We start from the raw sequence: 25,625 nt of genomic DNA, 5'->3' as shown, positions 1-25,625 counted from the left end.
CTAAAGGAATGAAACGCTGAGCGCGCCGATCTGACCGTAATCCGCCTGGATGACATCGCCGGCGGCGATATCGACGGGCCGCGTGAACGAGCCCGCCAGCACGATCTGCCCCTTCTCCAGTTTGCCGCCAACCGCATGGAGCTTGTTGACGAGCCAGGCGACACCCGCTGCGGGATGTCCCATGACGGCAGCCGAAACGCCGGATTCCTCGATGATCCCGTTCTTCGAAAGTGTCGCCCCGATCCATCGGATATCGACATCCATCGGCCGGATTACACGACCGCCGACGACAATGGCGCCGAAGGCTGCATTGTCGGCAATGGTATCGGTGATCGCACGGGGAACTTCGGTCCTGTAGTCGATGATTTCGAGCGCCGGCACAATGAATTCGGTGGCGCGCATGACGTCGTAGATGCGGGTGTTCGGGCCTTCGAGATCCTCGCCCATGATGAAGGCAAGTTCAACTTCAAGGCGCGGCTTGATGAAGAGGTCGGCCCTGATCTGGGCGCCGTCGTTGAACAGAGCATCATCGAGGATGCGCCCGTAATCCGGCTCGGTCATCTTCGATGCCATCTGCATGGCCCGCGATGTCAGGCCGATCTTGTGGCCCGCGACGCGCGCACCTTTGGCAATCCTGCCTTCCGCCCAGAGGTCCTGGATGCGATAGGCATCCTCGATCTCGATGTGCGGATAGGTCTTGCTGAGCTGCGGGATCGGCACGCAGTTTTCCTCGGCCGCCAGCAATGCCTGTGCCGCGCTGCGGCGTTCTTCATCCGTCAACATGGATGTGGTTCTCCCGTTTGTTTATTTGATTGGTGCGCGCGGCAGAACCGCTTCGCCGGGTTCCATCACGTATGTGTATTCCAGGGAAAACCAGGGAACGTTCACATTCGCATCATCCGGATGCGGTTCGTCATGCTCCACGAAATCGCCCGTGAGTGCCGACGTCACCCCGAATTGCACGTCCGTATCGATATGCGGATCGCTCGGGTCGAAAACCTGCGAGATGAGGGTCTTGTAGCCCTCCTTGAAGATAAGCGCGTGCAGATGCGCCGGGCGATAAGGGTGACGTCCTTGCGTCTCCAAAAGCCGACCGACGACACCGTCCACCGGGATCGGATATCCGATCATCTTCACCGTGCTGAACCAGAAGCGGCCCTCCGCATCTGTCGTGAATTTACCTCGCAGATTCATTTCGGCCTGATCGGGATCCTGGTTCTCGTAGAGGCCGACCGGCGAGGCATGCCAGACGTCCACTTCGGCGCCGGCGATCGGACTTCCGTGTCTGTCAACAACCCGGCCCCGCACAAACAGCGGAGACCCGGGCGTATCCGAACGGATAATGGTGCCGCCGTTGTCGACCCGCGGTGAGTTGAGGCGCCAGAAGGGGCCAAGCAGCGACTGGGAGGTTTCCGTCTGTCCCCGATCGCCGTTGTTGAGCAAGCAGACCAGCGTCGAAACGCCCAGCGAGCCCGACATCAGGACGAACTCGTTATGGCTGTCTGTTTGCAATTGTCCGATTTCGTTGAGGACCGCCGTGGCATCGCGAAACTCCGGCTCCGTCAAGCGGACTTCACGAACAAAGGCGTGCAGATGCTTCACCAGCGCCGTCAGAATCTCGCGAAGCCGGTGATCCGAGGTCTGCTCCATAGCCGTCAGAACAGCCGCCGTCACATCCTCTTGGGTCCGTATCACCATCTCACACCTCCCTGTGGGCGTGCCTGTTTTGATAAATCATCGATTATTTGTCAAGCCGCCAGAGCTCAAGGCGGGAGACATTTTCGTTCAGTTCTCTCGATAGAGCCCCGACGACCATCAATTAGTGATTGATTTAATTGTCTAAAATGTCATTCTGGCAATTGCTTCTGAAGATCTGCTCCATATTTTACCAAAACTGTTTGACAATAATAATCGTTTATTATATCGATCGTCGATAATGAGATCCGCCATCGGAAACGGGGCGGATCAATCTGGGAGGATGTCAATTGCGATCAGGGCCTGGAAGCCTCATTTTGGAAAGCGGCGCGGAGGCGGCAACGCCATCCTTTCCGGATGACGGCAAGAACACGATCGCCAGTCAGTTGGTGTCGCGATTGCGCGAGGCGATCATTTCCGGCGAACTCGAAGCAGGCAGCAAGATCAATCTCGATCGCGCAAAACAAAGCTTTAACGTCAGCCTCAGTCCTTTGCGGGAGGCGTTGGCGCGTCTGATTTCAGACGGGTTGGTCGAGTTCGAAGACAATCGCGGCTACCGCGTGTCGCCCGTTTCGCTGTCGAACCTCGAAGAGATCACCAGTTTGCGCTTGGAATTCGAAACCTATGCGCTGCGAGAATCGATGCGTGTCGGCGATGTCGAATGGGAAGGCAATGTCATGCGTGCGCTGCACCGCCTGAACCGGGCGGAACGGGATGCCTCGAAACCCGAAACGCTTGAGCAGTGGGAAGCCGTTCATCGGGAGTTTCATCTCACTTTGATTTCGGGCTGCCGTAGGCCGCTGCTTCTCAACTTCTGCAGGACCATGCTGAACCTGAACGACCGCTACCGGCGCACCTTTCTTACCCGCACATCCGGCGACCGAAATGTCAGTGTTGAGCACAGCGAAATCGCACAGGGAACGGTGGCGCGGGACATGGACTATGCCTGCGATCGGCTGCGCGAACACATCCATCGCACCGGCACAAATCTGCGACGGCATCTCGCTGAAAAGGGAATTGCCTGAATGGAGACCCGGGAGGAGGAAACAATACCAGCCAAGATTTCAGTGCCGTCGCTGGGGGTCGCGCATTTTTCCGCGATTGATGTCGAGCCGGCGAAATTTGTGTCGCTCGCAGCCGCAGCTGGTTTTTCCTCGATTGGCCTGCGCCTTCATCCGGCATTTCCCGGCGCTCCTTATTATGATCTGCCGGTGGGAAGCGATGCCGCTCGAGACGTCAAAGCCCGTCTGAATGGGGAAGGAATCTCGCTTTACGACATCGAATTCGTCGTCATCGGGCCGGACTTCGATCCCGTTGATCTGGCGTCAATGCTTGAAGCCGCAAGCGCGCTCGGCGCGCGACGTCTCAGCGTTTGCGGCGACGACCCGGATCGGGGGCGGCTTGTCGCCAAATTCGCGGCGCTTTGCGACTTCGCGGCCACGTTCGGCATGGGCGTCGACCTGGAGAACATGGGTTGGCGCACTGTCGCCAGCTTTGATGACAGCCTGACGATCGTGCAGGATTCGAACCGGGACAACGCCGGCGTGCTGATCGATGCGCTGCACTTCTTCCGCAATGGTGGGCAGGCGAACGACGTCTCTTCTGCCCCTCCAGGCATGATCAGGAGCATTCAGCTCTGCGACGCCCGCGGACCCGCGCCGAGAGCGGCGGATCAAATGGTCAGTGAGGCCAGAACGGGACGTTTTGCGCCGGGGCTGGGTGAGCTTCCCGTTGAGAGTCTGATGAGGGTGCTGCCCGCAGGCGCTGCGGTCTCGGTGGAGGTGCCTATCCATTCCAACCAGACGCCGGAGGAGCATTTGCGTCACCTTAACGATGCCGCCCGTGCGTTGACCGGCTAAGCACGAGCAACAGCGCAACAGCTGATACGACACGGAGACAGGCAGAGGAGCCTGTCGGCGGAGAGAGATATTGTCATGAATTACGTGCTGGATTTCAGCGTTGTCTTCGAAAAGATGCCCGACCTGCTGATGGCAGCGCTGGCAACGATCGGTCTTGCCTTAGCCGGCATGTCGCTGGCGCTGGTGATCGGCGTGATCGGCGTCGCGGCCCGGACATCGAATATTCGTCCCTTGCGCGCGGCCGTCATCGCCTTCGTCGAAGTGGTCCGCAATACCCCTTTCCTGGTGCAGATCTTCTTCATCTTCTTCGCCCTGCCTATGATGGGCATTCGCCTCAATCCCACCGTTACCGCGATCATCGCACTGGCCATCAATGGCGGCGCCTATGCTATCGAAATCATTCGCGGCGGTGTCGACAGCATCCACAAGGGGCAGGTCGAAGCCGGCCTGGCACTCGGCCTGCACATGGCGCAGGTCTTTCGCCTGATCGTCCTGAAGCCGGCGCTTCGGGCGATTTACCCCTCGCTGACCAGCCAGTTCATCATGCTGACGCTCACCACATCGGTCTGCACGTCCATCGCGGCTTACGAGCTGACCTCCGTCGCACAGATTATCGAGTCCGACACGTTCCGCAGCTTCGAGGTCTATTTCACCATCACGCTGATGTACCTCGCCATCTCCTGGATGATGATGGGACTGTTCGCGCTGATCTCCCGTCATTTCTTCAGCTATCCGGTACGGTGAGGAGCAGGACAATGGGTGTGATCGGCCAAAACGAGATGCTTTTCCTGCTGCAGGGTCTGAAGTGGACATTGCTTCTGTCTGCGATCGGCTTCATCGGCGGCGGCATTTTCGGACTCATCATCGCGCTTGCCCGAACGTCCGGACGATCCGCGCTCCGCAAGACGGCGGCGGGCTATATCTCCGTCTTCCAGGGAACGCCCCTGCTGATGCAGCTCTTCGTCGTCTATTACGGGATCGCGCTTCTCGGCATCAGCATCGAGGCATGGGCGGCTGTGGCCATCGCCTTTACGCTGCATGCCAGCGCCTTTCTCGGGGAGATCTGGCGCGGCGGCATCCAGGCAATCCCGAAAGGCCAGACGGAGGCAGCCAATGCGCTGGGCCTCCACTATGTGTCGCGGATGAAGGACGTGGTCCTGCCGCAGGCGTTCAAGGTCTCGCTGCCAGCAACCGTCGGTTTCCTCGTCCAGCTCATCAAGGGCACCTCGCTTGCCGCGATCGTCGGCTTCATCGAACTCGCCCGCGCCGGACAGATCGTCTCGAACCAGACCTACAGGCCGCTGCTGATCTTCGGCATCGTCGGCGCGATCTACTTCATCATTTGCTGGCCCCTTTCTCTCTACGGGGCCCGGCTCGAAAATCGGATGGCAAAGGCCGCCCGGTAAGTCGGCAATCCAACAAACACTCAAGCTCTAATCAACCAAGGAGGAGAAGGTAATGATCAGCAGCTTCAAGACCGGCCTGAAGCGCCGTGGAATTCTGTTCGCAGCCGCAGCGCTGATGATGGCCCCGTGGCTATCGCCGATGTCTGCCCAAGCCGCGACGGTGGATGAGGTCAAAGCCAAGGGCAAAGTCGTCGTCGGCATTCAGGGCGACAACGCTCCCTGGGGCTTCGTCAATTCCAGCGGCGTTCAGGACGGCTTCGACGCCGATATCGCCAAGCTTTTCGCCAAGGAGCTGGGCGTAGAGGTCGAGTTCGCACCGCTCGCGGTCGCCAATCGCATTCCGGCGCTTGTCACCGGCAAGGTCGATATCCTGTTTGCCACGATGGCGATGACGGAGGAACGAGCGAAGTCCATCCAATATAGCAAGCCGTATGCTGGCAACACAATTTCGCTTTACGGACCGAAGGACAAGAAGATGGCCGAAATCGGCGATCTCGCAGGCCTGGAGATCGGCGTTCCAAAGTCAAGCTCGCAGGATAAGGCCGTGACCACCGCTGTCGGCGATAAAGCGACCGTCCGGCGTTTCGACGATGATGCCGCTTCCATCCAGGCGCTGCTTTCCGGCCAGGTGCAGGCAGTCGGCGGCAACCAGTTCTACCTCGACCGTCTGGAAGCAGCCAGTGCCGGCACATATGAACGCAAGATCGATTTCCTCACGACATTCAATGGCGTCGGAACACGACTTGGCGAGAAGGACTGGAATGAAACCGTCAACGCCTTCCTCGACAAGATCCTGGCGAACGGCGAGCACGCCAAAGTCTATGCGAAGTGGATGAAGGTGGAGGTTCCGAAGTTCCCCGAGTCCCTCCCGAACATCCCCTTCACCATCAACTGATACATGTTCTGCGCAGGAGATCGCCGTGCTGCACGCCGCTGACACTCAAAGCCCGCTTCTTTCGATGGAAAGCGTGGATAAATGGTACGGCGCATTCCATGCGTTGAAGAACATCAACCTAACGGTCCGTAAAGGCGAGAAGATCGTGCTCTGCGGACCGTCCGGATCCGGTAAATCCACGCTGATCCGCTGCATCAATGCGCTCGAGAAAATCGAGAACGGCACGATCATGGTCGAGGGGACAAAGTTGGATGACAGCGGCAAGTCGATCGACGCCGTCCGGCGCGAAGTCGGCATGGTGTTTCAGAGCTTCAACCTCTTCCCGCATATGACCATCCTTGAAAACTGCTCGCTTGCGCCGATGCGCGTCCGTGGCACCAGCAAGGCGGATGCCGAGAAAATCGCCCGTAAATACCTCGAGCGCGTCCGCATTCTCGACCAGGCCCACAAGTACCCCGCCCAGCTTTCCGGCGGACAGCAGCAGCGCGTTGCCATTGCGCGTGCGCTGTGCATGGAGCCGAAAGGCATGCTGTTCGACGAGCCGACCAGCGCACTTGATCCTGAGATGGTCAAGGAAGTCCTCGACACGATGATCGGTCTGGCCAGAGACGGCATGACGATGATCTGCGTGACCCATGAAATGGGCTTTGCCCGGCAGGTGGCCGACCGCGTGATCTTCATGGCTTCCGGCGAGATCATCGAAGAGGCACCGCCGGAAACCTTTTTCCGCAATCCGACGCATCCGCGCACCCAGGCTTTCCTCGGCGAAATCCTGGCTCATCACTAAGGCGACCCGCATATGACTGTTTCAAACGAAACAATGAAGCGCGCCGTGTTGGTGGGACTGATCGGCGCGGACATCCAGATGTCGAAATCCCCCGCCCTGCACGAGCGCGAAGGCGCACTTCAGGGCCTCGACTATCGCTATGAACTCCTTGACCTTGCGGAGCGCGGCCTTCCGGCCACCGCCCTGCCTGACCTTCTGGCGGAAGAGGAAGCCCGCGGTTTCGCCGGCAGCAACATCACCCATCCCTGCAAGCAGACGGTAATTCCACATCTGACAGATATGTCCGAGGACGCGCTCATGCTCGGCGCGGTCAACACGGTCGTCTTCAAGGATGGAAAGCGGACCGGCCACAACACGGACTGGTATGGCTTTTATGAAAACTTTCGGCGCGGCTTTCCTGACGTCCCGCGGCATCGGGCTGTCCTTTTAGGCGCCGGCGGCGCCGGCGTCGCGGTCGCACATGCCGCGATGAAACTCGGCATCGAGCGCCTGTCGATTTTCGATCAGGATGTTTCCCGTGCGGGCCGACTGGCCGAAGATTTGAACAGCCGGGTTTCTGCCGAACGGGCTTTTGCGATCACCGATGTGGGCGAAGCTATGCGGAGCGCCGACGGGCTCATCCACGCGACGCCCATTGGAATGAAGAACCATCCCGGGCTGCCGATCGAGGAAAGTTGGCTGGCACCTCGTCATTGGGTCGCCGACATCGTCTACATGCCGTTGGTGACCGAGCTTCTGGCGCTTGCCACCCGCATTGGCTGCCGCACCTTGCCGGGAGGCGGGATGACGGTGTTTCAGGCGGCTGCGGCATTCAAGCTCTTCAGCGGTATCGAACCCGACGCCGAACGCATGAGCAGCCATTTCACCGACCTGTGCAAAGCTTCCTGATCCAGGCTGGCGAAGGAGGGACAGGATGCCGCACATCGTGATCGAATACAGCGAGGGAGCCGGGAGCCGCATCGACATGCCGGCGCTGGTGAAGGCCGTTCATCGCAGTGTGCGTGACAGCGGCGCAGTCAAGTCGAATGCCGTGCGCACCTTTGCGCGCGAGGCCACGCATTCTCTGGTCGCCGACGAGCATCCAGCCAATCAGTTCGTGCAGATCATCCTGCGCGTCGCGCCCGGACGCTCGGCGGCCGAAAAGCGAGCGATGTTGCAGATGGTCTATGACGCAGCCGAAAGCGTCGCACGTCCGGCACTCGATGAGGGGCGCTGCGCTCTGCGTGCCGATCTTATCCAGTCGGATCCCGATTTTGCGATCCATGAGACCACACTGCCGTGACCCTCCGGCAATTCGAAAGGAAGAAGAATGAGCCTGATCTACGTCCTCAACGGCCCGAACCTCAATCTGCTTGGCAAGCGCCAGCCAGATATCTACGGCCACGAGACGCTCGCTGATGTCGAAACCGATTGCCGCAGGCTCGCCTCTGAACTCGGTTACGACATCCGCTTTCACCAGAGCAATCGTGAATACGAAATCATCGACTGGATCCACGAAGCCCGCGAGGACGGGGCCGGCATCGTCATCAATCCAGCCGCCTTCACCCATACCTCCGTCGCCATTCTCGACGCGCTGAACACCTTCGAGCAGCCGGTGATCGAGGTGCATATTTCCAACGTCCACAAGCGCGAAGCCTTCCGCCATCATTCCTTCGTTTCGCACCGCGCCGATGGCGTGATCGCCGGTCTTGGCACAGAAGGCTATCAGCTTGCGATCCGCCGGGTGGCAAGCCTGATCACGTCTGCCGCGAAGAAGTGACGGCGAGGGGTTTTCGACATGGATCGGAAAGTAAGGCTTGCGGTGCTCGGCGCCGGCCTGATCGGCAAGCGACATATCCAGCATGTGCTTGCCGAGCCGCAGGCGGAACTTTTGGCTGTCGTCGATCCAATGCCGCCGCTCGGGCAGCAGATCGCGCATGAATCTGGCGCTAAATGGTTTCCGAGCTTTGCGGCAATGATCGAGACGGATCGTCCCGACGGCATCATCGTCGCGACGCCCAACCAGGTCCATGTTGCCAACGGTCTCGAAGCCGTTGCCGCCGGGGTGCCGGCGCTGATCGAAAAACCGATCGCCGATGATATTGCGGCCGGTGAAAAGCTGATCGGCGCGGCGGAAGCCGCCGGCGTTCCGCTTCTGGTCGGGCACCATCGCCGCCACAATCCGATGATCCAGAAGGCGAAAGAGATCATCGACAGCGGCGCGCTTGGCCGCATCCTCGTTGCCAACGCGATGTTTTGGCTGTTCAAGCCGGACGACTATTTCGACATGGACTGGCGGCGCCAGGCCGGAGCCGGCCCCATCTTCCTCAACCTGATCCACGACGTCGACAACCTGCGCTACCTTTTCGGCGACATCGTTGCCGTCCAGGCGAGCGAATCCAGCGCCGTCCGCGGCAATGTCGTCGAGGAGACCTCAGTGATCCTGATGGAATTCGCGAGCGGTCTTCTTGCGACGGCTTCCGTTTCGGACTCCGTCGTCGCACCCTGGAGCTGGGAGATGACGGCGGGTGAAAACCCAGCCTACCCGAAAACGGAAGAGGTATGCTATCTGATCGGCGGGACGCACGGATCCCTGACTATCCCGTCGCTCGACGTGTGGAAGAACGGTATAAAACGCAGCTGGTGGGAGCCCTTCGAAAAGCACCGCGTCGCCGTTCAGGACGAAGACCCGCTGGTGCTGCAGATCCGGCAATTCTGCAAGGTGATCCGTGGTGATGAAGCGCCGCTGGTCAGCGGGCGCGAGGGGCTGAACACATTGAAGGTCATTATGGCCGTCAAGCAATCCGCAGCAAGCGGCGAACGCATCGTCCTAGACTAAGCATGACGGCCAAATTCAGCGTGGGGATCACCCCAAAGATCTGGTAGGTGTCGTTTTGAAGGCTGACATCGGTGTTCAGGCGTTTGTCGCGCTTCTGACGGCTGCATTCGTGGTCTCGATGAGACAATTATCTAAAACACCCTGTTCTTGAGAGGAATCGAACGTGCGGCCCTGTCATTTCTAAGCCGGTCAGACTGCAACTCGCGCGTTACGCAATCCGTCCGGCCACAGAGCGGCGTCTTCGTCCAAGCTACATACGGTCAGCCATAAGACGAGCATAGAGAGCAGCTGCGAAGTCGGCAGGCAGTGCGCAGGCAGCCAGCTTGGCCTCGCTGCTCCTGCCCAGCAGCGCAAGGCATGCCGCCTCGTTCGGTAGCGCGTCCTTGATCGCACCCGCCAACAAGCATTTCCTTACACACGCGCTGGATACAGACAAGCAACGATCTTTCTCGACCGGTGAAAGCCCGATGCTCCTGAAACATTCCCAACGGGCTGCACGGAATCTGCAAATCCGGGCGGCATGCTGTTGTCATGACCCAGACCGAGATTTTCTTCCCCTTCCCCCGAGTTCCATATCGCCTCCGCAAAGACGGATGGTGGCTGCTTTCGCAAGCCAATTGCACGCCCCGCCTTTCCGGTCGCGAGGGCGCGCGAGAATTCGCCACGGCCGGCGACAGCATCAAGGAGATAACAGTTGATGACATCAATCGATAACGCCGTCATTCAGGATCGGAGCGGAAACGCCAGCGCAGTCGTCGGACTTGTACTTGTGGCGCTGGCCGACGCCCTGCTCTTCCAGCGGCCGCTCGGCATCAATGCATTTCTGTTCACCATGGCCGTGGCGGTCGGGATCCTGGTATCCGGCGCCCGCCGCCTGACAGCAGCAGCAGCCGTCGCCCTGGCGGGGGCGTCATTCGCCGCATGCGCGCCGCTGCTGGAGGCGCCATCCGTCCTGGGTGCCCTGTCTTCTTTCGCTAATGAAAATTGTAGAACTCGCCCTGCTCGCAGCTCGAGTTCAAGTGAAAGCAACCCCATTTGGGCAATAGATTTCGCCGAGTTACGCAACCGACTGAATCTTAGCCCGTGTGACGACTTCCCCAAAGTGCCTACGATTGCAATTTATGATATATTAGAAATATGTTGTCAACTAGAGTTTGCGACTGCACGCCTATCCTGGATTGATCCAACGCGGCAGGCGCGGACGCCAAAGACCTTGTTTTTTTCTGCCCGCAGGGCCTGCGTGAGGCGGTCGCTCAAAAAGAATAGTCGGGTCAGGTGCGGATCACCGGACAGGTGATGCTACAAAGGAAAGTCCATCTGGACGCCGCACGGGAACGACCTCTGAGTGAGTGTCGTTCCCGTTCGGGTTCCATCCATTATGTCGTCTGTCTGCGAGCATGAATTGCAGTTAGCGAAATGGGCCGCATGCCGCGAGACGTTGGAACTCAAGCAAGCGTCGACCTGAAAGCGCCACCGTCGAGCAGGATATTCTGGCCGACAATATAGCCTGCGTACTGGCTGCAAAGAAATGCCGCGGTAGCGCCGAACTCCTCAATCGTGCCGAAGCGCCCGGTCGGATTCTCCGCATGCGCCTCCTGCCGCGCCTGGTCGATTGAGATGCCCTTCATTTCTGCCCTTCGCTGGAGAAGCACGGCTACACGATCCGTCTCATGCGACCCTGGTAGGAGGTTGTTGATCGTTACGCCATGTTTCGCGACTTGCCTCGCCGTCCCTGCCACGAAACCGGTCAGTCCGCTGCGCGATGCGTTGGACAGGCCCAACTCCGGGATCGGTGACTTTACTGATGCGGAGGTGATGTTGACGACGCGCCCCCAGCTCCTACCGATCATGCCGGGCAGAACCGCTTTCATCAGCAAGATTGGGGTCAGCATGTTGGCGTTCAGTGCGTTCAACCATTCATTCGTCTCCCAATCAGACCATAGCCCAGGCGGCGGTCCCCCTGCATTGGTGACGAGGATGTCGGCTTTCGGTTCCGCTTCGAGAAGCTCTTGCCGTCCTTCCACGGTCGTTACGTCGGCGACCACGGCATAGACTTCGGCGTTTGCCAATTCGCGTAGCTCCCTCGCGGTGGCCTCCAGCGTGTCCCGGCTACGACCGTTCAGGGTAACGATCGCGCCCGCCTCCGCAAGCTTCTGCGCCACGCCTCTGCCCAGCCCTTTTGAACTCGCGCAGACGATCGCACGCTTGCCCTTTATTCCCAGATCCATCGCAGTTCCGTCCTTCTATTGGTTTGCATCTTTTGCGATTTGTTCAACCGCATAGACGAGGCCATCGACCTCCCCCGCGGTATTGAAGTAACTGACCGAGGCTCGGGCTATTTCCTGTAGTCCGCGCGCGGTCATGTCGAAGGGCGTGTAGGGTATGCCGTTTGCCCCGATTGAGATACTCTTCTCGGCTAGCTTGCTTCTCACAACCGATGCCGAAATTCCCTCCACGGTGAAAGAAACAAGGCCCGACTGTTTCTCCCCGAGATCGCGCACCTCAACCGCCGGAATGCGCTTCAACCCTTCCCGAAGCTGGGTTGCCAGGAGGGCGATGCGGACTTGGATCGCCTCGACACCCAACTCTGAAGCCAGCGCGATCGCTTCGCCGAGCCCCAGAAGCAGTGATATAGGCGCTTCGGATGTTTCGAATAGACGGGCGTCTTTCCTCAACTCGACCTTTCCATTCACCAGAGGGCCGGAGCTCACATCGACGAAACGGGGATTGAGCTTCTCAAGGAACTTAGAGCGAACGTACAAAAGAGCCGTTCCGCGCGGCCCTCTAACGTATTTCCTGCCGGCCGCCTTGAGAACATCGCAACCTATCCTCGACACATCGATAGGGAGCTGACCAAGTGCCTGCCCGGCATCGACGAAGTATGGGATGCCAGCCGCGTTGGCCACCCGCCCGATGGCTTCGGCGTCGTTTATCAGTCCCCCGTTGGCAGGAAGCCATGTAAGCGAGATCATGCGCACCTTGTCGTCGATCATTGCGGAAAGAGCGTTCGGATCGACACTGCCGTCTTCCCTGCAGGGAATGGTCTCGATACTTGCCCCGGCATGGCTTGCCGCACGCTGCATCGATGCGACATTACCGCCCCATTCCTGTCGGCCAATTAGAATGCGCTCGCCCGACCTCAGCTGTGGCAACGCGGCAAACACGCTCCCCCAAAGGGCAGACCCCGATCCACCGAACGCAACCTCGCCTTCGTCGGCGCCGATGAACTTGGCAGCGTTGGTACGAAGCATCGCGAGTTCGTCCGCAACCAGTGCGGCAGCTTCCATCGGACCTCGCGTCGATTCCAGCATCAAGTGTCCGACAATTGCTTCGGTGACCCGCCTCGGTGGGAGCGAAGCTCCGGCGTGATTGAAGTGCCTCCGCTCGGCGCAGCCGGGTGTGTCGTTGCGCAGGCTGTCGATTTTTGCGTCGGTCAGCACCTGGTCTCCTCCAGTTCCACAACCGCATCGATCTCGACGGCTGCCCCCGAGGGAAGCGAACTGACACCAATGGCGGCCCTCGTGTGCTGCCCGGCTTCGCCGAACACCGCAACCATCAGGTCGGAGGCACCGTTTGCAACCTTCGACTGATCCTTGAACTCGCTCGTTGCCGCGACGAATACGCCAAGCTTCACGATGCGACGGACAGACGAAAGCGAGCCGTCTGTATTGGCAGCGATCTGTCCGAGAAGGTTGAGGGCTGCGATACGCGCCGCTTGCACCCCCTGCTCGTGAGATATGACCGCACCCAGGGTGCCTGCAATGATCTCACCATCCGGGGCCTTGCTGATCTGACCGGAAATGAACAAGAGGTTGCCCGTGTGGACCACCGAAATGTAGTTCGCAGCCGGAGTAGTCGGTGCGGGCAGTTCTAGGCCAAGAGTAGCCAGTTTTTCACGGATGGAAATCGTCATCGCTTTCTCCTTTTCTTTCTTGCTTCATGAAAGAAATCCGAGGAGCCCGCCAATTCAAAGCTTTGCGCCCTGCGATCGAATTCGTTAATGTCAGCCGTCATTCATCCGCGAGGCATCGGCACGTTGCGCAGTTCCCCATTCCTCCCACCCCTTTCCGCGGCCAGGGTCTTCCAGGTGGTAGCAAATCGAGGGAGCTTTCGATTGGCGGGCGAGGAACTGCTAATTACGCAAAGCGCGGTGAGCCACCACATCAAGCAGCTCGAGAGTGCTCTGGGTACTCCACTCTTTCGTCGCAAGAGTAAGAGCATAGAGCTGACCGAGGCAGGCACGATGTTTCTTGCCACCGTCGACGAGGCCTTCACTGTGCTGTCGGAGGGCACCGCGAGGGTGCGCTCGCGATCCGGGCAGACCAGGTTGCGTGTGAGCCTGCTCCCCTCTTTCGCCGCGAACTGGCTGGTCAACAGACTTGGCGGTTTCCTCAAGAGCCATCCAGCGATCGAACTCGAATTGGATCCGACCCTGCGAATTGTCGATGTAGGGCGCGGAGAAGCGGATATCGCGATTCGATTTGGCGATTTTGGCGCGAGCAAGCAGTCCTGTGTGCACCTCGCAAACGAAGATTTGTCTCCGGTGTTGAGCCCGGCGCTGTACGGAGACGGCTCCCAGTTTCAATCCCCCCTGGACCTTCTCAACCATGAGATACTGCAGGCCAAGAGCGGCCTCGAATGGCAGCTGTGGTCGGAGGCAGCCGGATTTCCACTTGAGAAGGCCAAACAGACCCGCCTGACCGACTACAACATTGTATTGCAAGCTGCTCTTGATGGTCAGGGTGTCGCCATGGGGCGAGGCCTTCTTGTTCGGGAGCATATTCGGACGGGGCGGCTGGTCAGGCCCTTGTCAGCTTCCTTGAGCTCACAGAAAGCAGCGTACTGGGCAGCCTTCGACCCGCTCTCGAGGAAACTTCCAGCGATAGACGCTCTTGTCAGCTGGTTGAAAAACGAAATGACCCCATCGGCGCAGAGAACGTCCGGCACCATTTTTTGATCGATGCAATCGCCGTCCCAGCGGTAAGATCTGCCGGCGGATACCTCTTGGCGCGCCCCACCAAGTATTTCTGCACAATGCCCGAATTTTGGATGAACATGCAGGCCGGCTTTAACCTCAAGACAGAGGAAATTCGTCAAGTTTGTTAAGTTCGTAAACATACGGCGGCATTCGGGTAGTGCAGGTTCGCGTCCTGCCGGGCCCACCATTATCACCTCGAGCGTCACTACCCTGCCCGGCACACCCAGAAGACGATAATCAGTACGGCCCGTATTCGGTGCCATTCATTCCGTGGAATAGAGCTCCTCCTCGCGCGTGTTTAGCATTCCCGCCAATGTGCGCAAGCCGCTGTCGAGCTGATCCATCGTCGGGGTCCCGACGGCGCGTCGGTTATAATGCTTTGGCAGAAACTTATAACATTGACAGTTTGCTCACAGCGTTATAAGTTCTTGGCAGAAAATTATAACGGCGACCAAGATGAGCGACCACGACTTTGGTCAAAGGGAAGCGCGCGTCAGGCAGATCGCTGCGCTTGTCGGCGCTTTCAAAAGGACGAAATGCCAATGATGAGAGAGATCGACATCAGCTATCGGACGATGTTCGCGGAGCTGACGCAACGGACGCTCGACGGTCAGTTTTTGGCAGACTTCCCCATGGAAGGATGGTTCGTGACCGTGACCGTCAAAGACCGCAATTACTGGTATTTCGACCTCCCAGATGGCGAGGGCAAATACAAGCGAAGCTATGTCGGTCCAGAAAGCGACGAAGAGATCACGGCACGGGTGAAGGCGCACAAGCAGATCAAGGACGATCTCCGGGAGCGGAGGCGCATGGTGAGCACGCTACGTCGTGCCGGTCTCCCCGGTCCCGACACCTTCGCGGGCGATATCACGAAGGCGCTTGCCGACGCCGGCTTGTTCCGGCTACGTGCGGTGCTGATTGGGTCGGTGGCATTCAGCACCTATGCGGGGATGCTTGGCGTCCGACTGCCCTCGTCTGCCATGCAGACAGGCGACGCGGATTTCGCGCAAGACTTCGCGATCTCGGCCGGGGTGCAGGACAGCCTTCCGCCCATTCTAGATATCCTCCAGTCGGTCGATCCTGATTTCCGGACCGTGCCGCACCAAGCGGACAAAGCCAAGGTGGTCGCCTTCCAGAACGGTAGGGGCTACCGAGTGGAGTTCCTGACTGGAAACCGAGGATCGGACGAATACACGGGCAAGCCGTCTCCCATGCCCGCCCTCGGCGGCGCTTCGGCAGAAAACCTCCGGTTCCTGGACTTCCTGATCTACGAACCTGTCCGCACGGTGCTTCTCTTCCGCGAAGGCGTGAACGTCCTGGTCCCCGCTCCCGAGCGGTATGCCGTCCATAAGCTTATCGTTGCCTCGAGAAGGCTCACTGACACGCTAGGACGCGTGAAATCGGACAAAGACCTGGTGCAGGCCTCCCTACTATTCGAAGCCCTAGTAGAGACGCGCCACGAATACGAGTTAGTCGATGCTTGGGAAGAGGCGTGGGATCGGGGAGATTCTTGGAAGGAAGGCCTTTGCAACGGCCTCTTGAGGCTATCAGCCAAAGGTGTGAAGGCGCTTGGTAAGGCGCTCGGATCGAAGATGCCTGACTTGGAAAAGTTGAGAGCTGATGATCGTTCCAAATGACTTCCCCGGCCACGCAAGCCGCTCCTTCGCGCCGCAACGGCCGTCGGCGTCGCGGATCGCCAGCAACGGCCTCTGGTCTCACGTCGACACGAACAGCGTCCCCGGCGTGCGTTTGTCAGCCTTCCCTAAAGCAGCCACCGTGGGCATCAACGCCGGTGGCCGTGCGGGTGACTAAAAAACCGGCCACGAAAAACAGCATTCCAGTCGATACATTATGCGATTTTGGAAGCGCATAACGAGAACGCGCCCACGTCCAGCGTTCACGCAAGACGCCGAATTTGGTTCATGACAGCATTTCTTCAATCAACGAACCCGGACAGCAACAACCAGTCACTTAAGCCAGCGTGTAGGCGGTCTTGACGGTGGTGTAGAATTCGGCGGCGTAGCGTCCCTGCTCGCGCGAGCCGTGGGACGAGCCCTTGCGGCCGCCAAAGGGCACGTGGAAATCGACGCCGGCGGTCGGCAGGTTGACCATGACCATGCCGGCCTCGGCATTGCGCTTGAAATGGGTCGCATGCTTGAGGCTGGTGGTGGCGATCCCGGAGGACAGGCCGAAGGGGGTGTCGTTGGCCACCGCGAGCGCCTCGTCGTAGTCCCTGACGCGGATGACGGACGCCACCGGCCCGAAGATCTCTTCCCGCGAAATGCGCATCTGATTGGTCGCCTCGGTGAACAGCGCTGGCTGCAGGTAGAAGCCGGGCGTGTCGCGCTTCAGCAGCTCGCCGCCAAAGGCGAGCTTCGCGCCCTCCTGTTTGCCGATGGCGATGTAGTCGGTGTCCTGGTTGAGCTGGCCCTCATCGACCACCGGGCCGATATGGGTGCCGGCCTTCAGCGCGTCGTCGATTGTCAGCCCCTTGATCCGTTCGCCCATTGCGGCCACGAAGCGGTCGTGAATGCCCTCGGTGACGATGAGGCGCGACGACGCGGTGCAGCGCTGGCCGGTGGAGAAGAAGGCGGAATTGACCGCCGCTTCGACCGCAACACTGAGATCGGCATCGTCGAGCACGACGAACGGGTTCTTGCCGCCCATCTCCAGCTGGTACTTGCGATTGTGCTCGACCGAGGCGAGCGCCACCCGTTTGCCGGTGCCGGTCGAGCCGGTGAAGGTGATGGCGTGCACATCCGGGCTGTCGAGCATCGCCTGGCCGACGACCGAGCCCTTGCCCATGACGAGGTTCAACACACCTTTCGGCAGGCCGGCACGATGGAGGATGTCGACGATCGCCCAGGAACTGCCGGGCACCAGTTCGGCCGGCTTGAAGACGACGGTGTTGCCGTAACAAAGCGCCGGCGCGATCTTCCAGGCGGGAATGGCGATCGGGAAGTTCCAGGGCGTGATGATGCCGACGACGCCGACCGGCTCGCGGGTGATCTCGACGCCGATGTTGGGTCGCGCCGAGGGCAGTACTTCGCCCGCCAGTCGCAGGCATTCGCCGGCGAAGAAGTCGAAGATCTGGCCGGCACGCACCGTCTCGCCGATGCCTTCGACAAGCGTCTTGCCTTCCTCGCGCGACAACAGCCTTCCGAGCTCGTCCTTGCGGGCAAGGATCTCGTCGGCGGTCTTCCTCAGGATCGCGTGGCGCTCGAGGATGCCGGAGCGCGACCAGGTCGGGAACGCAGCCTTGGCAGCGGCGATCGCAGCACGCGCATCGTCGGCAGACGCACGGGCGTATTCGCCGACCACGTCATTGGTGTTCGAGGGATTGATGTTGGCAACCCCGTCACCGCCGACCCATTCGCCGGCAATCAGGTTCTGGTGGATGGTCATGGGCTTTCCCCTTTTTCATTCTGCGACGAGGGCCGCCTCCGCGCGAAGGCGGCCCACTTTTCTCACTGACGCTTATGTTTTCCGATAAGGGCGTCCATCATAGCCATTTCCTCTGGTGTCAGGTCATGGAGTGGCGAGCGAACCGGACCGGCATCGAAGCCCTGGAGCCGCACCCCGGCCTTGATGGCCGAGACGGCATAGCCCTTCGCACGGCTACGGATCGCCATGAACGGATAGAAGAAATCAATCAGGATTTTCTCGCACCTGGCGCGTTCGCCCGCGCGCAATGCCTTGTAAAAATCCATGGCGAGGCCGGGCACGAAGTTGAAGACCGCCGAAGAATAGGTGGTAAAGCCTGCACCAAGGTAGGCCTCAGCGAAGAGTTCGGCCGTCGGCATGCCGCCAAGATAGGTCAAGCGGTCCCCCATCTTGGCGGTGATCTGCCGCACGAGGCCGATGTCGCCGGTGCCATCCTTGAAGCCGACGAGGTTCGGGCAAGCGTCGCAAAGGCGCGCCAGCGTATCGGCCTGCAGAACGGAATTGTCGCGATTATAGACCATCACGCCCATACCCGTGGCCTGGCACACGGCCTTGATATGCCGGTAGAGCCCTTCCTGCGGCGCATCGATGAGGTAGTGCGGCAAAAGCAGGATGCCGTCTGCGCCGGCCTTTTCGACGGACTTGGCGATCGAGACGGCGATATTGGTGCCGTAGCCGCAACCCGAGACGATCGGCGTCTTGCCGGCGGCTTCCTTGGCGACGCGGACGATCTGCGGAATTTCCTCCGGCGCCAGCGAAAAGAACTCCCCCGTACCACCAGCGGCAAACAGCGTGGCCGCCTCAAAGCCGGAAAGCCAGTTGACGTGTTCGGCATAGCTTTTGGCGTTGAAATTGCCCTCCGCATCGAAATGCGTCACCGGGAATGAAAGCAGACCGGCGCCAAGCGCATGTTTCAATTCTTCAGTTTTCATGGGTGTGACCCTCCTTTGAAGGAAGCATCGGGGAATGCCGATGCCCCTGGTTGATCTGGTTGGCTGGGGGACGCTTCCTTAGGCCGCGAGCGACCGCACCATCGCGGCAAGGCGGTCGCAGGCACCCTCCAGCTCGCGGTCGGATGCCGCAATTGACAGGCGGATGAAACCGGGCGCGCCGAACGCGGCGCCGGGTACGCTCGACAGGCCGAACTGTTGGAGCAGATGGGAGGCAAGGGCCATGTCGTCGGCGATCACCGCTCCTTCCGCCGTCGTCCGGCCGAGCAGCTTTGTAACGCCGATGAAGGCATAGAAGGCGCCATCCGGCGGGGTGAAATCGAGCTTGTCGATCTGCGCAAGGCGCTGCGAAACGATCTTCGCCCGGCCGGCGAAGGTTTCCGCCGCTTTCGCGACGAAAGCCTGGTCACCTGTCAGCGCGGCGAGAGCCGCCACCTGCGCCACCGTCGAGACGGATGTCACGCTCTGCGACTGCATCTTGTTGAGCGCGGCAATCAGGGTTTTCGGACCGGCGGCATAGCCCACACGCCAACCGGTCATCGCATAGGCCTTTGAGACACCGTTGACGATCAGCGTCCTGTCACGCAGTTCGGGGCAGGCCGACACAAAGGATGCGAAGGGTACGTCCTTCAACAAAATGTGCTCGTAGATCTCGTCCGAGAGCACCAGGATCTGCGGATGGAGGGCGAGCACCTCCGCAAGCGCGCGATATTCATCGGCGGAATAGATTGCGCCCGTCGGATTGGACGGCGAATTCAGCATCAGCCAGCGCGTCTTCGGCGTGATCGACGCCTCCAGCCTCTCGGCGGTGATCTTGAAGCCGGCGTCAGGCCCGCAATTGACATAGACCGGCTCGCCGCCATGCAGGGACACGATATCGCCGTAGGATACCCAGCAGGGCGTGGGGATGATGACCTCGTCACCGGTTTCCAGCGTCGCGAGGAACGCGTCAAACAGGATCTGCTTGGCGCCATTTGCGACCATCACCTCGTCGATGGCATAATCCAGCCTGTTTTCCGTCTTGAACTTGCTGACGATTGCCGCGCGCAGGCTTTCCATACCCGCCGGCACGCCATAGCGCACCCTGCCCTTGCGAATGGCTTCGCAGGCTGCGTCGGCGACGTGGGCTGGCGGCTCGAAATCCGGCTCGCCGAGCGACAGATCGATGATGTCGCGGCCTTCGGCAGCCAGTTTCTTGGCGGCCATGGCGATCGCCATGCTGGGGGACGACTTGATGCCCCCAGCGCGCTTGTTTTCGAACTTCATCTCCGGCTTCCTTGAATTGATCTGGCATTTGGGACCGGACGACGCTCTCGCCTCGCCCGGTCCCCGGGAGGACTATCTGGCGACGACGTAATCGAAAGCACTGTCACGCTTGGCGGCAGCCGGATCGCGCTTATCGGCCGGACCATAGCCGCCACCGCCGGGAAGCTCGAGGATGAGCCGGCGCCCCGCCGGCACATGCTGCCGTCCCTTCGACGTAAGGCGTGTGCCGTCATCGAGCAGCACGGCTCCGGGGGCACCGTTCTCGCCGCCCTCACGGCCGCGCGCCGGATGCTCGACGCGGTCGAACATGGCGTTGAAATGAATCTCGTGACCTTCGGTCGGCGAGATTTCCACGACCTGGCCAAGGCCGCCGCGGAACTGGCCGGCGCCGCCCGATCCGTCGCGCAGTTCCTTGCGCCAGAAGATGACCGGGCCGACATGCTCCGTCGCCTCGATCGACATTGAGTGCACGCCGCTCGGGAATGCCGTCGCGCTCAGGCCGTCAAGCGTCGAACGCGCACCGGCGCCGCCGCTGTTGAACAGCAGCACTTCGGCGCGCTGACCGCCGTCGGCCGGGGCCTTCTCGCCCTGCAGCGGGCGTACGCTGACATGCAGGTTCCAGAGCGCGCCCGCCCCTTCCGCCGGCACGCGGCCCGGCAGTATCTTGTGCACGGCGCCGAGCACGGCATCGGGAACGAGATGGCCGAGGACGTGACGCACAGATACAGGCGCCGGATGCTGCGCGTTGAGGATGCAGTTCTCCGGCGCTATGACGCGGAACGGCAGCAGGGATGCGTGATTGTTCGGAATCTCTGGCGCGATCGAGCACTTCAGACCATAGCAGGCATAGGCTGCGGAATAGATGAACGGGCAGTTGATACCCTTCGGGCTCGGCGGCGACGTGCCGTCGAAATCGGCTAGGATATGGTCGTCGGCCACTTCAAGGCGAACGGCGATATCGATCGGCGAGCCATAGCCATCGACGCGCATTACATTGGAATAGGAGCCCTTCGGCAGGGCCGCGATCCGCTCCAGCGTCGCATCGTAGCTGCGATTGAAGATGAAGTCGGCCAGCGTTTCCAGATCCGCAAGATCGAACTCGTCCATCATGTCCATCAGGCGGCGATGGCCGATCTCGTTGCAGGCCGCGAGCGAGTAGACGTCGCCGACCACCTGATGGCTTTCGCGCACGTTGTTGCGGAGAATGTTCACGAGATCCTTGTTGACCTTGCCACGCTCCGCAAATTTCATGATCGGGACGAAGATGCCTTCCTCGTAAACCTCGTTTGCATCCGGGCCGAAGCCACGGCCGCCAACATCCACCACATGCGCGGTGCAGGCGAAGTAGCCGACCAAAGAACCGTTGCGAAAGCTCGGCGAGACGACGGTAAAGTCGTGCAGGTGGCCGGTGCCCTTCCAGGGATCATTGGTGATGTAGACGTCACCTTCGAAGATGTTCTCCGGACCGATATCGCGGATGAAATGGCCGACGGCTTCCGCCATGGCGTTGACGTGGCCGGGCGTGCCGGTCACCGCCTGGGCGATCATCTTACCGCCGCGGTTGAACACGCCGGCGGACAGGTCGCCGGATTCTCGTACGCTGGTGCTGAAGGCGGTTCGGATCAGCGTGACGGCCTGCTCCTCGACCACGGAGATCAGCCGGTTCCACATGATCTGCATGTGGACGTCGGAAAGTGCATTGGTTTTCATGGATTGTCCTCCGGTCAGGCGGCTTGCTTGGCGCGCACGAGCAGGCAGCCATCGGCCTGCATGACGACCTCGCGGCTCGCCGTGATGATGGTCGAGGTTTCGCGTTCGGTGATGACCGCCGGACCTGCGACCCAGTCGCCCGGCTTCATGTCGTGGCGGGAGACGACCGAGGCCTGCTGGAAGCGGCCTTCCTGGACGTCGAAAATCTCGCGGGTGCCGCGCACCGTAGCGTCGCCAGCCTTTCCGACCGTGCTGATCCTGACCGGCGGCGTGACTTTCGATGTCGCTCTCAGCGACCAACTGACGATCTCGACATCGAGGCCGCCAATCACTCGGCCGAAGAAATGCTCGTACTGCGCGTCGAAGAGAGCGCGGAATAGGGCACCATCGACATCGGCATAGTCACGCACATCGATCGTGATGGGAACTTCCCAGCCCTGGCCGACATAGCGCATGTATGCGGTACACTCGAGATTAGGATCGGCATCCGGTGCGCCGGAGCGCACGAAGGACGTCGCTTCCGCGACGAGCTCCGAAATCGTCCGGTTGATCGCATCTGCGTCGAAACGGCTGAGGCGGCTATAGGCGCTGCGAACCGACTCGAAGCCGAAGGGCGCGCGCAGGAACCCGATGGCCGAGCCGACGCCGGCTCCCGGCGGGATCAGTAGATTCGCCATGCCGAGCTTCTCGCAAAGGCGGGCGGCGTGGATGGGCGCGGCGCCACCGAAGGCGATCATGGTGAACTCTGAAAGCTCCTTGCCATTTTCGACTGCATGCATGCGGGCGGCGTTGCTCATGTTCTCGTCCACGACCTCGCTGAGGCCGTAGGCCGCAGTGGCAATGTCGGTGTCGAGTTTCGACGCGATGTCGGCATGCATCGCCCGATCGGAGGCGGGCGCATTAAGCTTCATCGCCCCGCCTGCAAACTCGTCGGCATCGAGGCGGCCGAGGATCAGGTCGGCGTCAGTTACCGTCGGGCTTTCCCCGCCACGGCCATAGCAGGCCGGCCCCGGTTCGGAACCGGCACTGTGCGGCCCGACACGGATCTGACGCATACTGTCGACGGTGGCGATCGATCCGCCGCCGGCGCCGATCTCTACCATCTCGATAACCGGGATGGAGATCGGCATGCCGCTGCCCTTCTTGAAACGCCAGGTGCGGGCCACCTCAAAGGTTTTCGAGGTTTTCGGCGTCTGGTTCTCTATCAGGCAGATTTTTGCGGTCGTGCCGCCCATATCATAGGAGAGGACCTGGTCGAGCCCGTAACTGCTGGCAATATGCGCGGCGAAGATCGCGCCGCCCGCCGGACCGGATTCCAGGAGGCGAACCGGAAACTCGATAGCGCTCTCGACGCTGATGATACCACCGCCCGAATGGATCATGAAGACCGGGCTGCGCATGCCCTCTTCCGCCAGCCTGCCGACGAGACGATTGAGATAAGACGCCATCAGCGGCTTGACGAACGCGTTGGCGCAGACCGTGTTAAAGCGCTGGAACTCGCGCATCTGCGGCGAGACCTCGGAGGAAATCGAAACGGACAGATCCGGCTTCCTCGCCAGCAATCGGTCGCGCACCGCCTTTTCATGCGCGCCATTCAGGTATGAATGGATGAAACCGATTGCGACGCTTTCATAGCCTGCGGCGATAATACGGTCGCAGAGGGCGCCGACCTCGGCAAGATCGAGCGGCTTCAGGATACCACCGTCGGCGCCGATCCGCTCGTCGATGACGAAGCGTTCGTTGCGGGGCACAAGCGGCGCAGGCAGCACAATATTGAGATCATACTGTTCGAAGCGGCTTTCGGTCCGCATCTCGATGACATCGCGAAAGCCCTTGGTGGTGATGAAGGCAGTGCGCGCGCCGCGCCGCTCGATCAGCGCGTTCGTCGCGAGCGTCGTGCCATGGATGACGGTGTCGATCTCTGACAGTGCGACGCCTGCCAACTCGGCGACCTGCCGGATGCCCCTGACGATCGCGTTTTCCGGATAGGAATAATCGGTCAGCACTTTGATCGAATGGAGCGTGGTGCCTACCTCCATCGCAACGTCGGTGAAGGTGCCGCCGATGTCGACACCGACCCTGATCTGCATACCATCTTTCGCCATTTTCTTGACTCTGCTCCGTGAACGAACTTCTCTTCCACACCGCGCCCAAGGGCTTGTTTTCGACATGCGGTGGGCATTCCCCGCCCGCACGTGCAGGCGGAGGCTAAAGCTCTTCGATTGTTGATGTTTCGGGGTGCCCTGCGCAGCGGTTGCGCAGGGCAAGCGCGTTATTGCTTGCCGGTGAAGTCTACGCCCGGCAGCGTTGTCGGAAGTTTTGCGCGATCGACGCCGATCCATTTCTTGTAAAGTGCGTCGAGCGAGCCATCAGCCGTGTGACTGGTCACAAAATCGGTGAGGAAGTTGAGCATTTCCTGGTCGCCCTTGCGAACGGCCATGCCCTGAAAATTATCGGCCACCTTGTACTTGCGCTCGAACTCCGCTTCGTGTCCCGTCTCCTTGATGACGAGACCGTAGGTCACGCTGCCAAGGATGGCGTCGACCTGGCCGGACAGGAGGGCCTGCACGGTCGTCGCATCGTCGTCAAAGCGTTTGATCTCGGTCGTTGGCGGTGCAGCCTTGACGAGGATCGGCTCGAACACGCTACCACGGTTCACGCCGATGACGTATTTGCCAAGGTCGTCGTTGCCCTTGATCGCCGCATCCTTCTTTGCCCAGACCGTGATATCGTTCGACGAGTAGGGGATGACGTACTGGATGACCTTGGCGCGCTCCTCGGTGATCGTCATCGATGGCACGAGGAAGTCGACATTGCCGTTGACCAGCAGCGGAATGCGATTCTGCCCGGTGATGCGCTCGAACTTGACCTCTACACCAAGTTCCTTGGCGATCAGCTTGGCGATTTCGATGTCGAAGCCGTCATTCTGGCCATTCTGGTCGATGAAACCCCAAGGGAACTGGTCCATCTGCACGCCGATGGTCGCCGTGCCCTTGGCCTTAAGTTCCTCCGGTGTTATGGCCAGCGCCGTCGTCGCGAACAAGGTCGTGGCCAAAAGCGCGGCGGCAAACACGCCGGGAACGTTCGAACGCGAAAGGGGCAATGCTGTCTTGAACATGTGGTCACCTCTGGTTGGTTTTGTCATGCGTTCTTGTTTTACCGATCGGCATTGAGCCGCCGTTCGATCCGAGCGCTGCTGAAGGTCAGCGGAAGGCATATGAAGAAGTAGACGAGGGCGACTGCGCCATAGACCTGCAGCGGTTCGAACGTGATGTTCGCCATCAGCTGGCCGGACCGGGTGAGCTCCGTTAGTCCGAGCAGAGCAGCAAGCGCGGTACCCTTGATGAGGTTCACAAGGAAGCTGATTGTCGCAGGCAGGCCGATGCGGAACGCCTGCGGCAGGACGACGTCCACCATCCGGTGCACATAGCCGATCCCGAGAGCGCGGGCGGCCTCGCTCTGGCCATCGGGAACCGCCTGGATGCTGCCACGCCAGATCTCGCCGAGGAACGCGCTGGTATGCAGCGAAAGCCCGATCGTCAGCGCCACCCAGACATCCACCTTAAGACCCAGAAGCGGCAGGCCGAAATAGACGAAGAACAGCTGGACCAGCAGCGGCGTGCCCTGAAAGATCTGAATGTAGGTCGCCATCAGGATACGCAGCAGCCTCCACTTGCTCGTGCGGCCGAGCGCCACCCCCAGCCCGAGCGCGCCGCCGAAGGTGAAGGCGAGAAGCGTCAGGACCACCGTCCAGCGTGCGCCCTCGAGCAGAAAGAGGAACTCTCCCCAGCCAAATTGACGGATCATCGCAAGGCCC

The 25,625-nt window shown here is 60.4% G+C and carries 24 protein-coding genes; 12 read left to right on the top strand and 12 right to left on the bottom strand.

The window, feature by feature from the left end; all coding sequences use genetic code 11:
• Both hpaH and AC070A_RS29055 read right to left on the bottom strand, forming a co-directional pair.
• Nucleotides 1-783 carry a 2-oxo-hept-4-ene-1,7-dioate hydratase gene (gene hpaH / locus AC070A_RS29060; protein ID WP_113736925.1) on the bottom strand — a complete coding sequence of 261 codons (783 nt, stop codon included), beginning with the start codon at nucleotides 781-783 and terminating at the stop codon, nucleotides 1-3.
• 21 nt (nucleotides 784-804) lie between these two features.
• Complete coding sequence (locus tag AC070A_RS29055; protein ID WP_112996595.1) at nucleotides 805-1,698, bottom strand: dioxygenase family protein; 894 nt, start codon at nucleotides 1,696-1,698, stop codon at nucleotides 805-807.
• A gap of 314 nt (nucleotides 1,699-2,012) precedes the next feature.
• On the opposite strand from AC070A_RS29055, the gene AC070A_RS29050 reads away from it, so the two are divergent.
• The 10 genes from AC070A_RS29050 to AC070A_RS29005 all read left to right on the top strand — a co-directional run bounded on the left by AC070A_RS29050 (nucleotide 2,013) and on the right by AC070A_RS29005 (nucleotide 9,460).
• Complete coding sequence (locus AC070A_RS29050; RefSeq protein WP_492383634.1) at nucleotides 2,013-2,720, top strand: GntR family transcriptional regulator; 708 nt, start codon at nucleotides 2,013-2,015, stop codon at nucleotides 2,718-2,720.
• The gene (locus AC070A_RS29045; RefSeq protein WP_112996597.1) at nucleotides 2,721-3,554 is read left to right on the top strand and encodes a sugar phosphate isomerase/epimerase family protein; all 834 of its coding nucleotides are present in this window, start codon (nucleotides 2,721-2,723) and stop codon (nucleotides 3,552-3,554) included.
• Nucleotides 3,555-3,629: 75 nt separating this feature from the next.
• The gene (locus AC070A_RS29040; RefSeq protein WP_112996598.1) at nucleotides 3,630-4,298 is read left to right on the top strand and encodes an amino acid ABC transporter permease; all 669 of its coding nucleotides are present in this window, start codon (nucleotides 3,630-3,632) and stop codon (nucleotides 4,296-4,298) included.
• An 11-nt stretch (nucleotides 4,299-4,309) separates the two neighbouring features.
• Entirely contained in the window at nucleotides 4,310-4,960 is a 651-nt protein-coding gene (locus AC070A_RS29035; protein WP_112996599.1) for an amino acid ABC transporter permease, read from the top strand.
• 52 nt (nucleotides 4,961-5,012) lie between these two features.
• Entirely contained in the window at nucleotides 5,013-5,855 is an 843-nt protein-coding gene (locus tag AC070A_RS29030; protein ID WP_112996600.1) for a transporter substrate-binding domain-containing protein, read from the top strand.
• Between the two features lie 64 nt (nucleotides 5,856-5,919).
• Nucleotides 5,920-6,642 carry an amino acid ABC transporter ATP-binding protein gene (locus AC070A_RS29025; RefSeq protein WP_113736946.1) on the top strand — a complete coding sequence of 241 codons (723 nt, stop codon included), beginning with the start codon at nucleotides 5,920-5,922 and terminating at the stop codon, nucleotides 6,640-6,642.
• Between the two features lie 12 nt (nucleotides 6,643-6,654).
• The gene (locus AC070A_RS29020) at nucleotides 6,655-7,530 is read left to right on the top strand and encodes a shikimate dehydrogenase (RefSeq protein ID WP_162728148.1); all 876 of its coding nucleotides are present in this window, start codon (nucleotides 6,655-6,657) and stop codon (nucleotides 7,528-7,530) included.
• A 25-nt stretch (nucleotides 7,531-7,555) separates the two neighbouring features.
• Nucleotides 7,556-7,924: a 5-carboxymethyl-2-hydroxymuconate Delta-isomerase gene (locus tag AC070A_RS29015; RefSeq protein ID WP_113736926.1), complete on the top strand. Its 369-nt coding sequence runs from the start codon at nucleotides 7,556-7,558 to the stop codon at nucleotides 7,922-7,924.
• Nucleotides 7,925-7,951: 27 nt separating this feature from the next.
• Nucleotides 7,952-8,401: a type II 3-dehydroquinate dehydratase gene (aroQ, locus tag AC070A_RS29010; protein WP_113736927.1), complete on the top strand. Its 450-nt coding sequence runs from the start codon at nucleotides 7,952-7,954 to the stop codon at nucleotides 8,399-8,401.
• An 18-nt stretch (nucleotides 8,402-8,419) separates the two neighbouring features.
• Nucleotides 8,420-9,460 carry a Gfo/Idh/MocA family protein gene (locus AC070A_RS29005; protein ID WP_112996603.1) on the top strand — a complete coding sequence of 347 codons (1,041 nt, stop codon included), beginning with the start codon at nucleotides 8,420-8,422 and terminating at the stop codon, nucleotides 9,458-9,460.
• 1,445 nt (nucleotides 9,461-10,905) lie between these two features.
• Here AC070A_RS29005 and AC070A_RS29000 read toward each other — a convergent pair.
• From AC070A_RS29000 to AC070A_RS28990, 3 genes are read right to left on the bottom strand one after another with little or no spacing between them, the layout of a single operon-like run.
• Nucleotides 10,906-11,688 carry an SDR family oxidoreductase gene (locus AC070A_RS29000; protein ID WP_113736929.1) on the bottom strand — a complete coding sequence of 261 codons (783 nt, stop codon included), beginning with the start codon at nucleotides 11,686-11,688 and terminating at the stop codon, nucleotides 10,906-10,908.
• A 15-nt stretch (nucleotides 11,689-11,703) separates the two neighbouring features.
• On the bottom strand, nucleotides 11,704-12,900 hold the full coding sequence (locus AC070A_RS28995) for an aminotransferase class V-fold PLP-dependent enzyme (protein WP_440661875.1): 1,197 nt from the start codon (nucleotides 12,898-12,900) through the stop codon (nucleotides 11,704-11,706).
• Nucleotides 12,894-13,373, bottom strand: a complete 480-nt coding sequence (locus AC070A_RS28990; RefSeq protein WP_057251578.1) for a RidA family protein — start codon at nucleotides 13,371-13,373, stop codon at nucleotides 12,894-12,896. The genes AC070A_RS28995 and AC070A_RS28990 overlap by 7 nt, the downstream gene beginning before the upstream one ends.
• Before the next feature lie 87 nt (nucleotides 13,374-13,460).
• Between AC070A_RS28990 and AC070A_RS28985 the strand changes: the two genes are divergently transcribed.
• Together AC070A_RS28985 and AC070A_RS28980 are read left to right on the top strand one after the other, a co-directional pair.
• On the top strand, nucleotides 13,461-14,417 hold the full coding sequence (locus AC070A_RS28985) for a LysR substrate-binding domain-containing protein (protein ID WP_492383635.1): 957 nt from the start codon (nucleotides 13,461-13,463) through the stop codon (nucleotides 14,415-14,417).
• A 563-nt stretch (nucleotides 14,418-14,980) separates the two neighbouring features.
• Nucleotides 14,981-16,075 (top strand): nucleotidyltransferase family protein, encoded by a 1,095-nt coding sequence (locus AC070A_RS28980; RefSeq protein WP_057251579.1) that lies wholly within the window; start codon nucleotides 14,981-14,983, stop codon nucleotides 16,073-16,075.
• Nucleotides 16,076-16,409: 334 nt separating this feature from the next.
• Here the strand turns inward: AC070A_RS28980 and AC070A_RS28975 are convergent, their stop codons facing one another.
• From AC070A_RS28975 to AC070A_RS28945, 7 genes are all read right to left on the bottom strand, one after another.
• Nucleotides 16,410-17,843, bottom strand: coding sequence for an aldehyde dehydrogenase family protein (locus AC070A_RS28975; protein WP_113736930.1), 1,434 nt, complete (start codon nucleotides 17,841-17,843; stop codon nucleotides 16,410-16,412).
• 62 nt (nucleotides 17,844-17,905) lie between these two features.
• Nucleotides 17,906-18,814: a 5-dehydro-4-deoxyglucarate dehydratase gene (gene kdgD, locus AC070A_RS28970; protein ID WP_057248675.1), complete on the bottom strand. Its 909-nt coding sequence runs from the start codon at nucleotides 18,812-18,814 to the stop codon at nucleotides 17,906-17,908.
• A gap of 78 nt (nucleotides 18,815-18,892) precedes the next feature.
• Nucleotides 18,893-20,098 carry a pyridoxal phosphate-dependent aminotransferase gene (locus tag AC070A_RS28965; RefSeq protein ID WP_057248674.1) on the bottom strand — a complete coding sequence of 402 codons (1,206 nt, stop codon included), beginning with the start codon at nucleotides 20,096-20,098 and terminating at the stop codon, nucleotides 18,893-18,895.
• A gap of 72 nt (nucleotides 20,099-20,170) precedes the next feature.
• A complete protein-coding gene (locus AC070A_RS28960) occupies nucleotides 20,171-21,808 on the bottom strand; it encodes a hydantoinase B/oxoprolinase family protein (protein WP_113736931.1) in 1,638 nt (545 codons plus the stop codon).
• Nucleotides 21,809-21,822: 14 nt separating this feature from the next.
• The gene (locus tag AC070A_RS28955; RefSeq protein ID WP_113736932.1) at nucleotides 21,823-23,913 is read right to left on the bottom strand and encodes a hydantoinase/oxoprolinase family protein; all 2,091 of its coding nucleotides are present in this window, start codon (nucleotides 23,911-23,913) and stop codon (nucleotides 21,823-21,825) included.
• Between the two features lie 167 nt (nucleotides 23,914-24,080).
• Nucleotides 24,081-24,926, bottom strand: a complete 846-nt coding sequence (locus AC070A_RS28950; protein ID WP_113133412.1) for a transporter substrate-binding domain-containing protein — start codon at nucleotides 24,924-24,926, stop codon at nucleotides 24,081-24,083.
• A gap of 38 nt (nucleotides 24,927-24,964) precedes the next feature.
• Nucleotides 24,965-25,615: an amino acid ABC transporter permease gene (locus AC070A_RS28945; protein ID WP_113736933.1), complete on the bottom strand. Its 651-nt coding sequence runs from the start codon at nucleotides 25,613-25,615 to the stop codon at nucleotides 24,965-24,967.
• Nucleotides 25,616-25,625: the final 10 nt, after the last annotated feature.

This window comes from Ensifer sp. GW101-20A05, from assembly GCF_059424735.1.
The sequence above is the reverse complement of the archived record's forward strand: the minus strand, read 5'-3'. Positions and strand labels throughout refer to the sequence as shown.

Excerpts from the sequence above, each read along its gene's own strand:
- AC070A_RS29020 (WP_162728148.1), top strand. The coding sequence starts at position 6,655 with ATGACTGTTTCAAACGAAACAATGAAGCGCGCCGTGTTGGTGGGACTG.
- AC070A_RS29000 (WP_113736929.1), bottom strand. The coding sequence starts at position 11,688 with ATGGATCTGGGAATAAAGGGCAAGCGTGCGATCGTCTGCGCGAGTTCA.
- AC070A_RS28980 (WP_057251579.1), top strand. The coding sequence starts at position 14,981 with ATGATGAGAGAGATCGACATCAGCTATCGGACGATGTTCGCGGAGCTG.
- AC070A_RS28985 (WP_492383635.1), top strand. The coding sequence starts at position 13,461 with ATGTCAGCCGTCATTCATCCGCGAGGCATCGGCACGTTGCGCAGTTCC.
- AC070A_RS29045 (WP_112996597.1), top strand. The coding sequence starts at position 2,721 with ATGGAGACCCGGGAGGAGGAAACAATACCAGCCAAGATTTCAGTGCCG.
- AC070A_RS29005 (WP_112996603.1), top strand. The coding sequence starts at position 8,420 with ATGGATCGGAAAGTAAGGCTTGCGGTGCTCGGCGCCGGCCTGATCGGC.
- aroQ (WP_113736927.1), top strand. The coding sequence starts at position 7,952 with ATGAGCCTGATCTACGTCCTCAACGGCCCGAACCTCAATCTGCTTGGC.
- hpaH (WP_113736925.1), bottom strand. The coding sequence starts at position 783 with ATGTTGACGGATGAAGAACGCCGCAGCGCGGCACAGGCATTGCTGGCG.
- AC070A_RS28955 (WP_113736932.1), bottom strand. The coding sequence starts at position 23,913 with ATGGCGAAAGATGGTATGCAGATCAGGGTCGGTGTCGACATCGGCGGC.
- AC070A_RS29040 (WP_112996598.1), top strand. The coding sequence starts at position 3,630 with ATGAATTACGTGCTGGATTTCAGCGTTGTCTTCGAAAAGATGCCCGAC.
- AC070A_RS28950 (WP_113133412.1), bottom strand. The coding sequence starts at position 24,926 with ATGTTCAAGACAGCATTGCCCCTTTCGCGTTCGAACGTTCCCGGCGTG.
- AC070A_RS29030 (WP_112996600.1), top strand. The coding sequence starts at position 5,013 with ATGATCAGCAGCTTCAAGACCGGCCTGAAGCGCCGTGGAATTCTGTTC.
- AC070A_RS29025 (WP_113736946.1), top strand. The coding sequence starts at position 5,920 with ATGGAAAGCGTGGATAAATGGTACGGCGCATTCCATGCGTTGAAGAAC.
- AC070A_RS28960 (WP_113736931.1), bottom strand. The coding sequence starts at position 21,808 with ATGAAAACCAATGCACTTTCCGACGTCCACATGCAGATCATGTGGAAC.
- AC070A_RS29055 (WP_112996595.1), bottom strand. The coding sequence starts at position 1,698 with ATGGTGATACGGACCCAAGAGGATGTGACGGCGGCTGTTCTGACGGCT.
- AC070A_RS28975 (WP_113736930.1), bottom strand. The coding sequence starts at position 17,843 with ATGACCATCCACCAGAACCTGATTGCCGGCGAATGGGTCGGCGGTGAC.
- AC070A_RS29015 (WP_113736926.1), top strand. The coding sequence starts at position 7,556 with ATGCCGCACATCGTGATCGAATACAGCGAGGGAGCCGGGAGCCGCATC.
- kdgD (WP_057248675.1), bottom strand. The coding sequence starts at position 18,814 with ATGAAAACTGAAGAATTGAAACATGCGCTTGGCGCCGGTCTGCTTTCA.
- AC070A_RS28990 (WP_057251578.1), bottom strand. The coding sequence starts at position 13,373 with ATGACGATTTCCATCCGTGAAAAACTGGCTACTCTTGGCCTAGAACTG.
- AC070A_RS28965 (WP_057248674.1), bottom strand. The coding sequence starts at position 20,098 with ATGAAGTTCGAAAACAAGCGCGCTGGGGGCATCAAGTCGTCCCCCAGC.
- AC070A_RS29035 (WP_112996599.1), top strand. The coding sequence starts at position 4,310 with ATGGGTGTGATCGGCCAAAACGAGATGCTTTTCCTGCTGCAGGGTCTG.
- AC070A_RS28945 (WP_113736933.1), bottom strand. The coding sequence starts at position 25,615 with ATGATCCGTCAATTTGGCTGGGGAGAGTTCCTCTTTCTGCTCGAGGGC.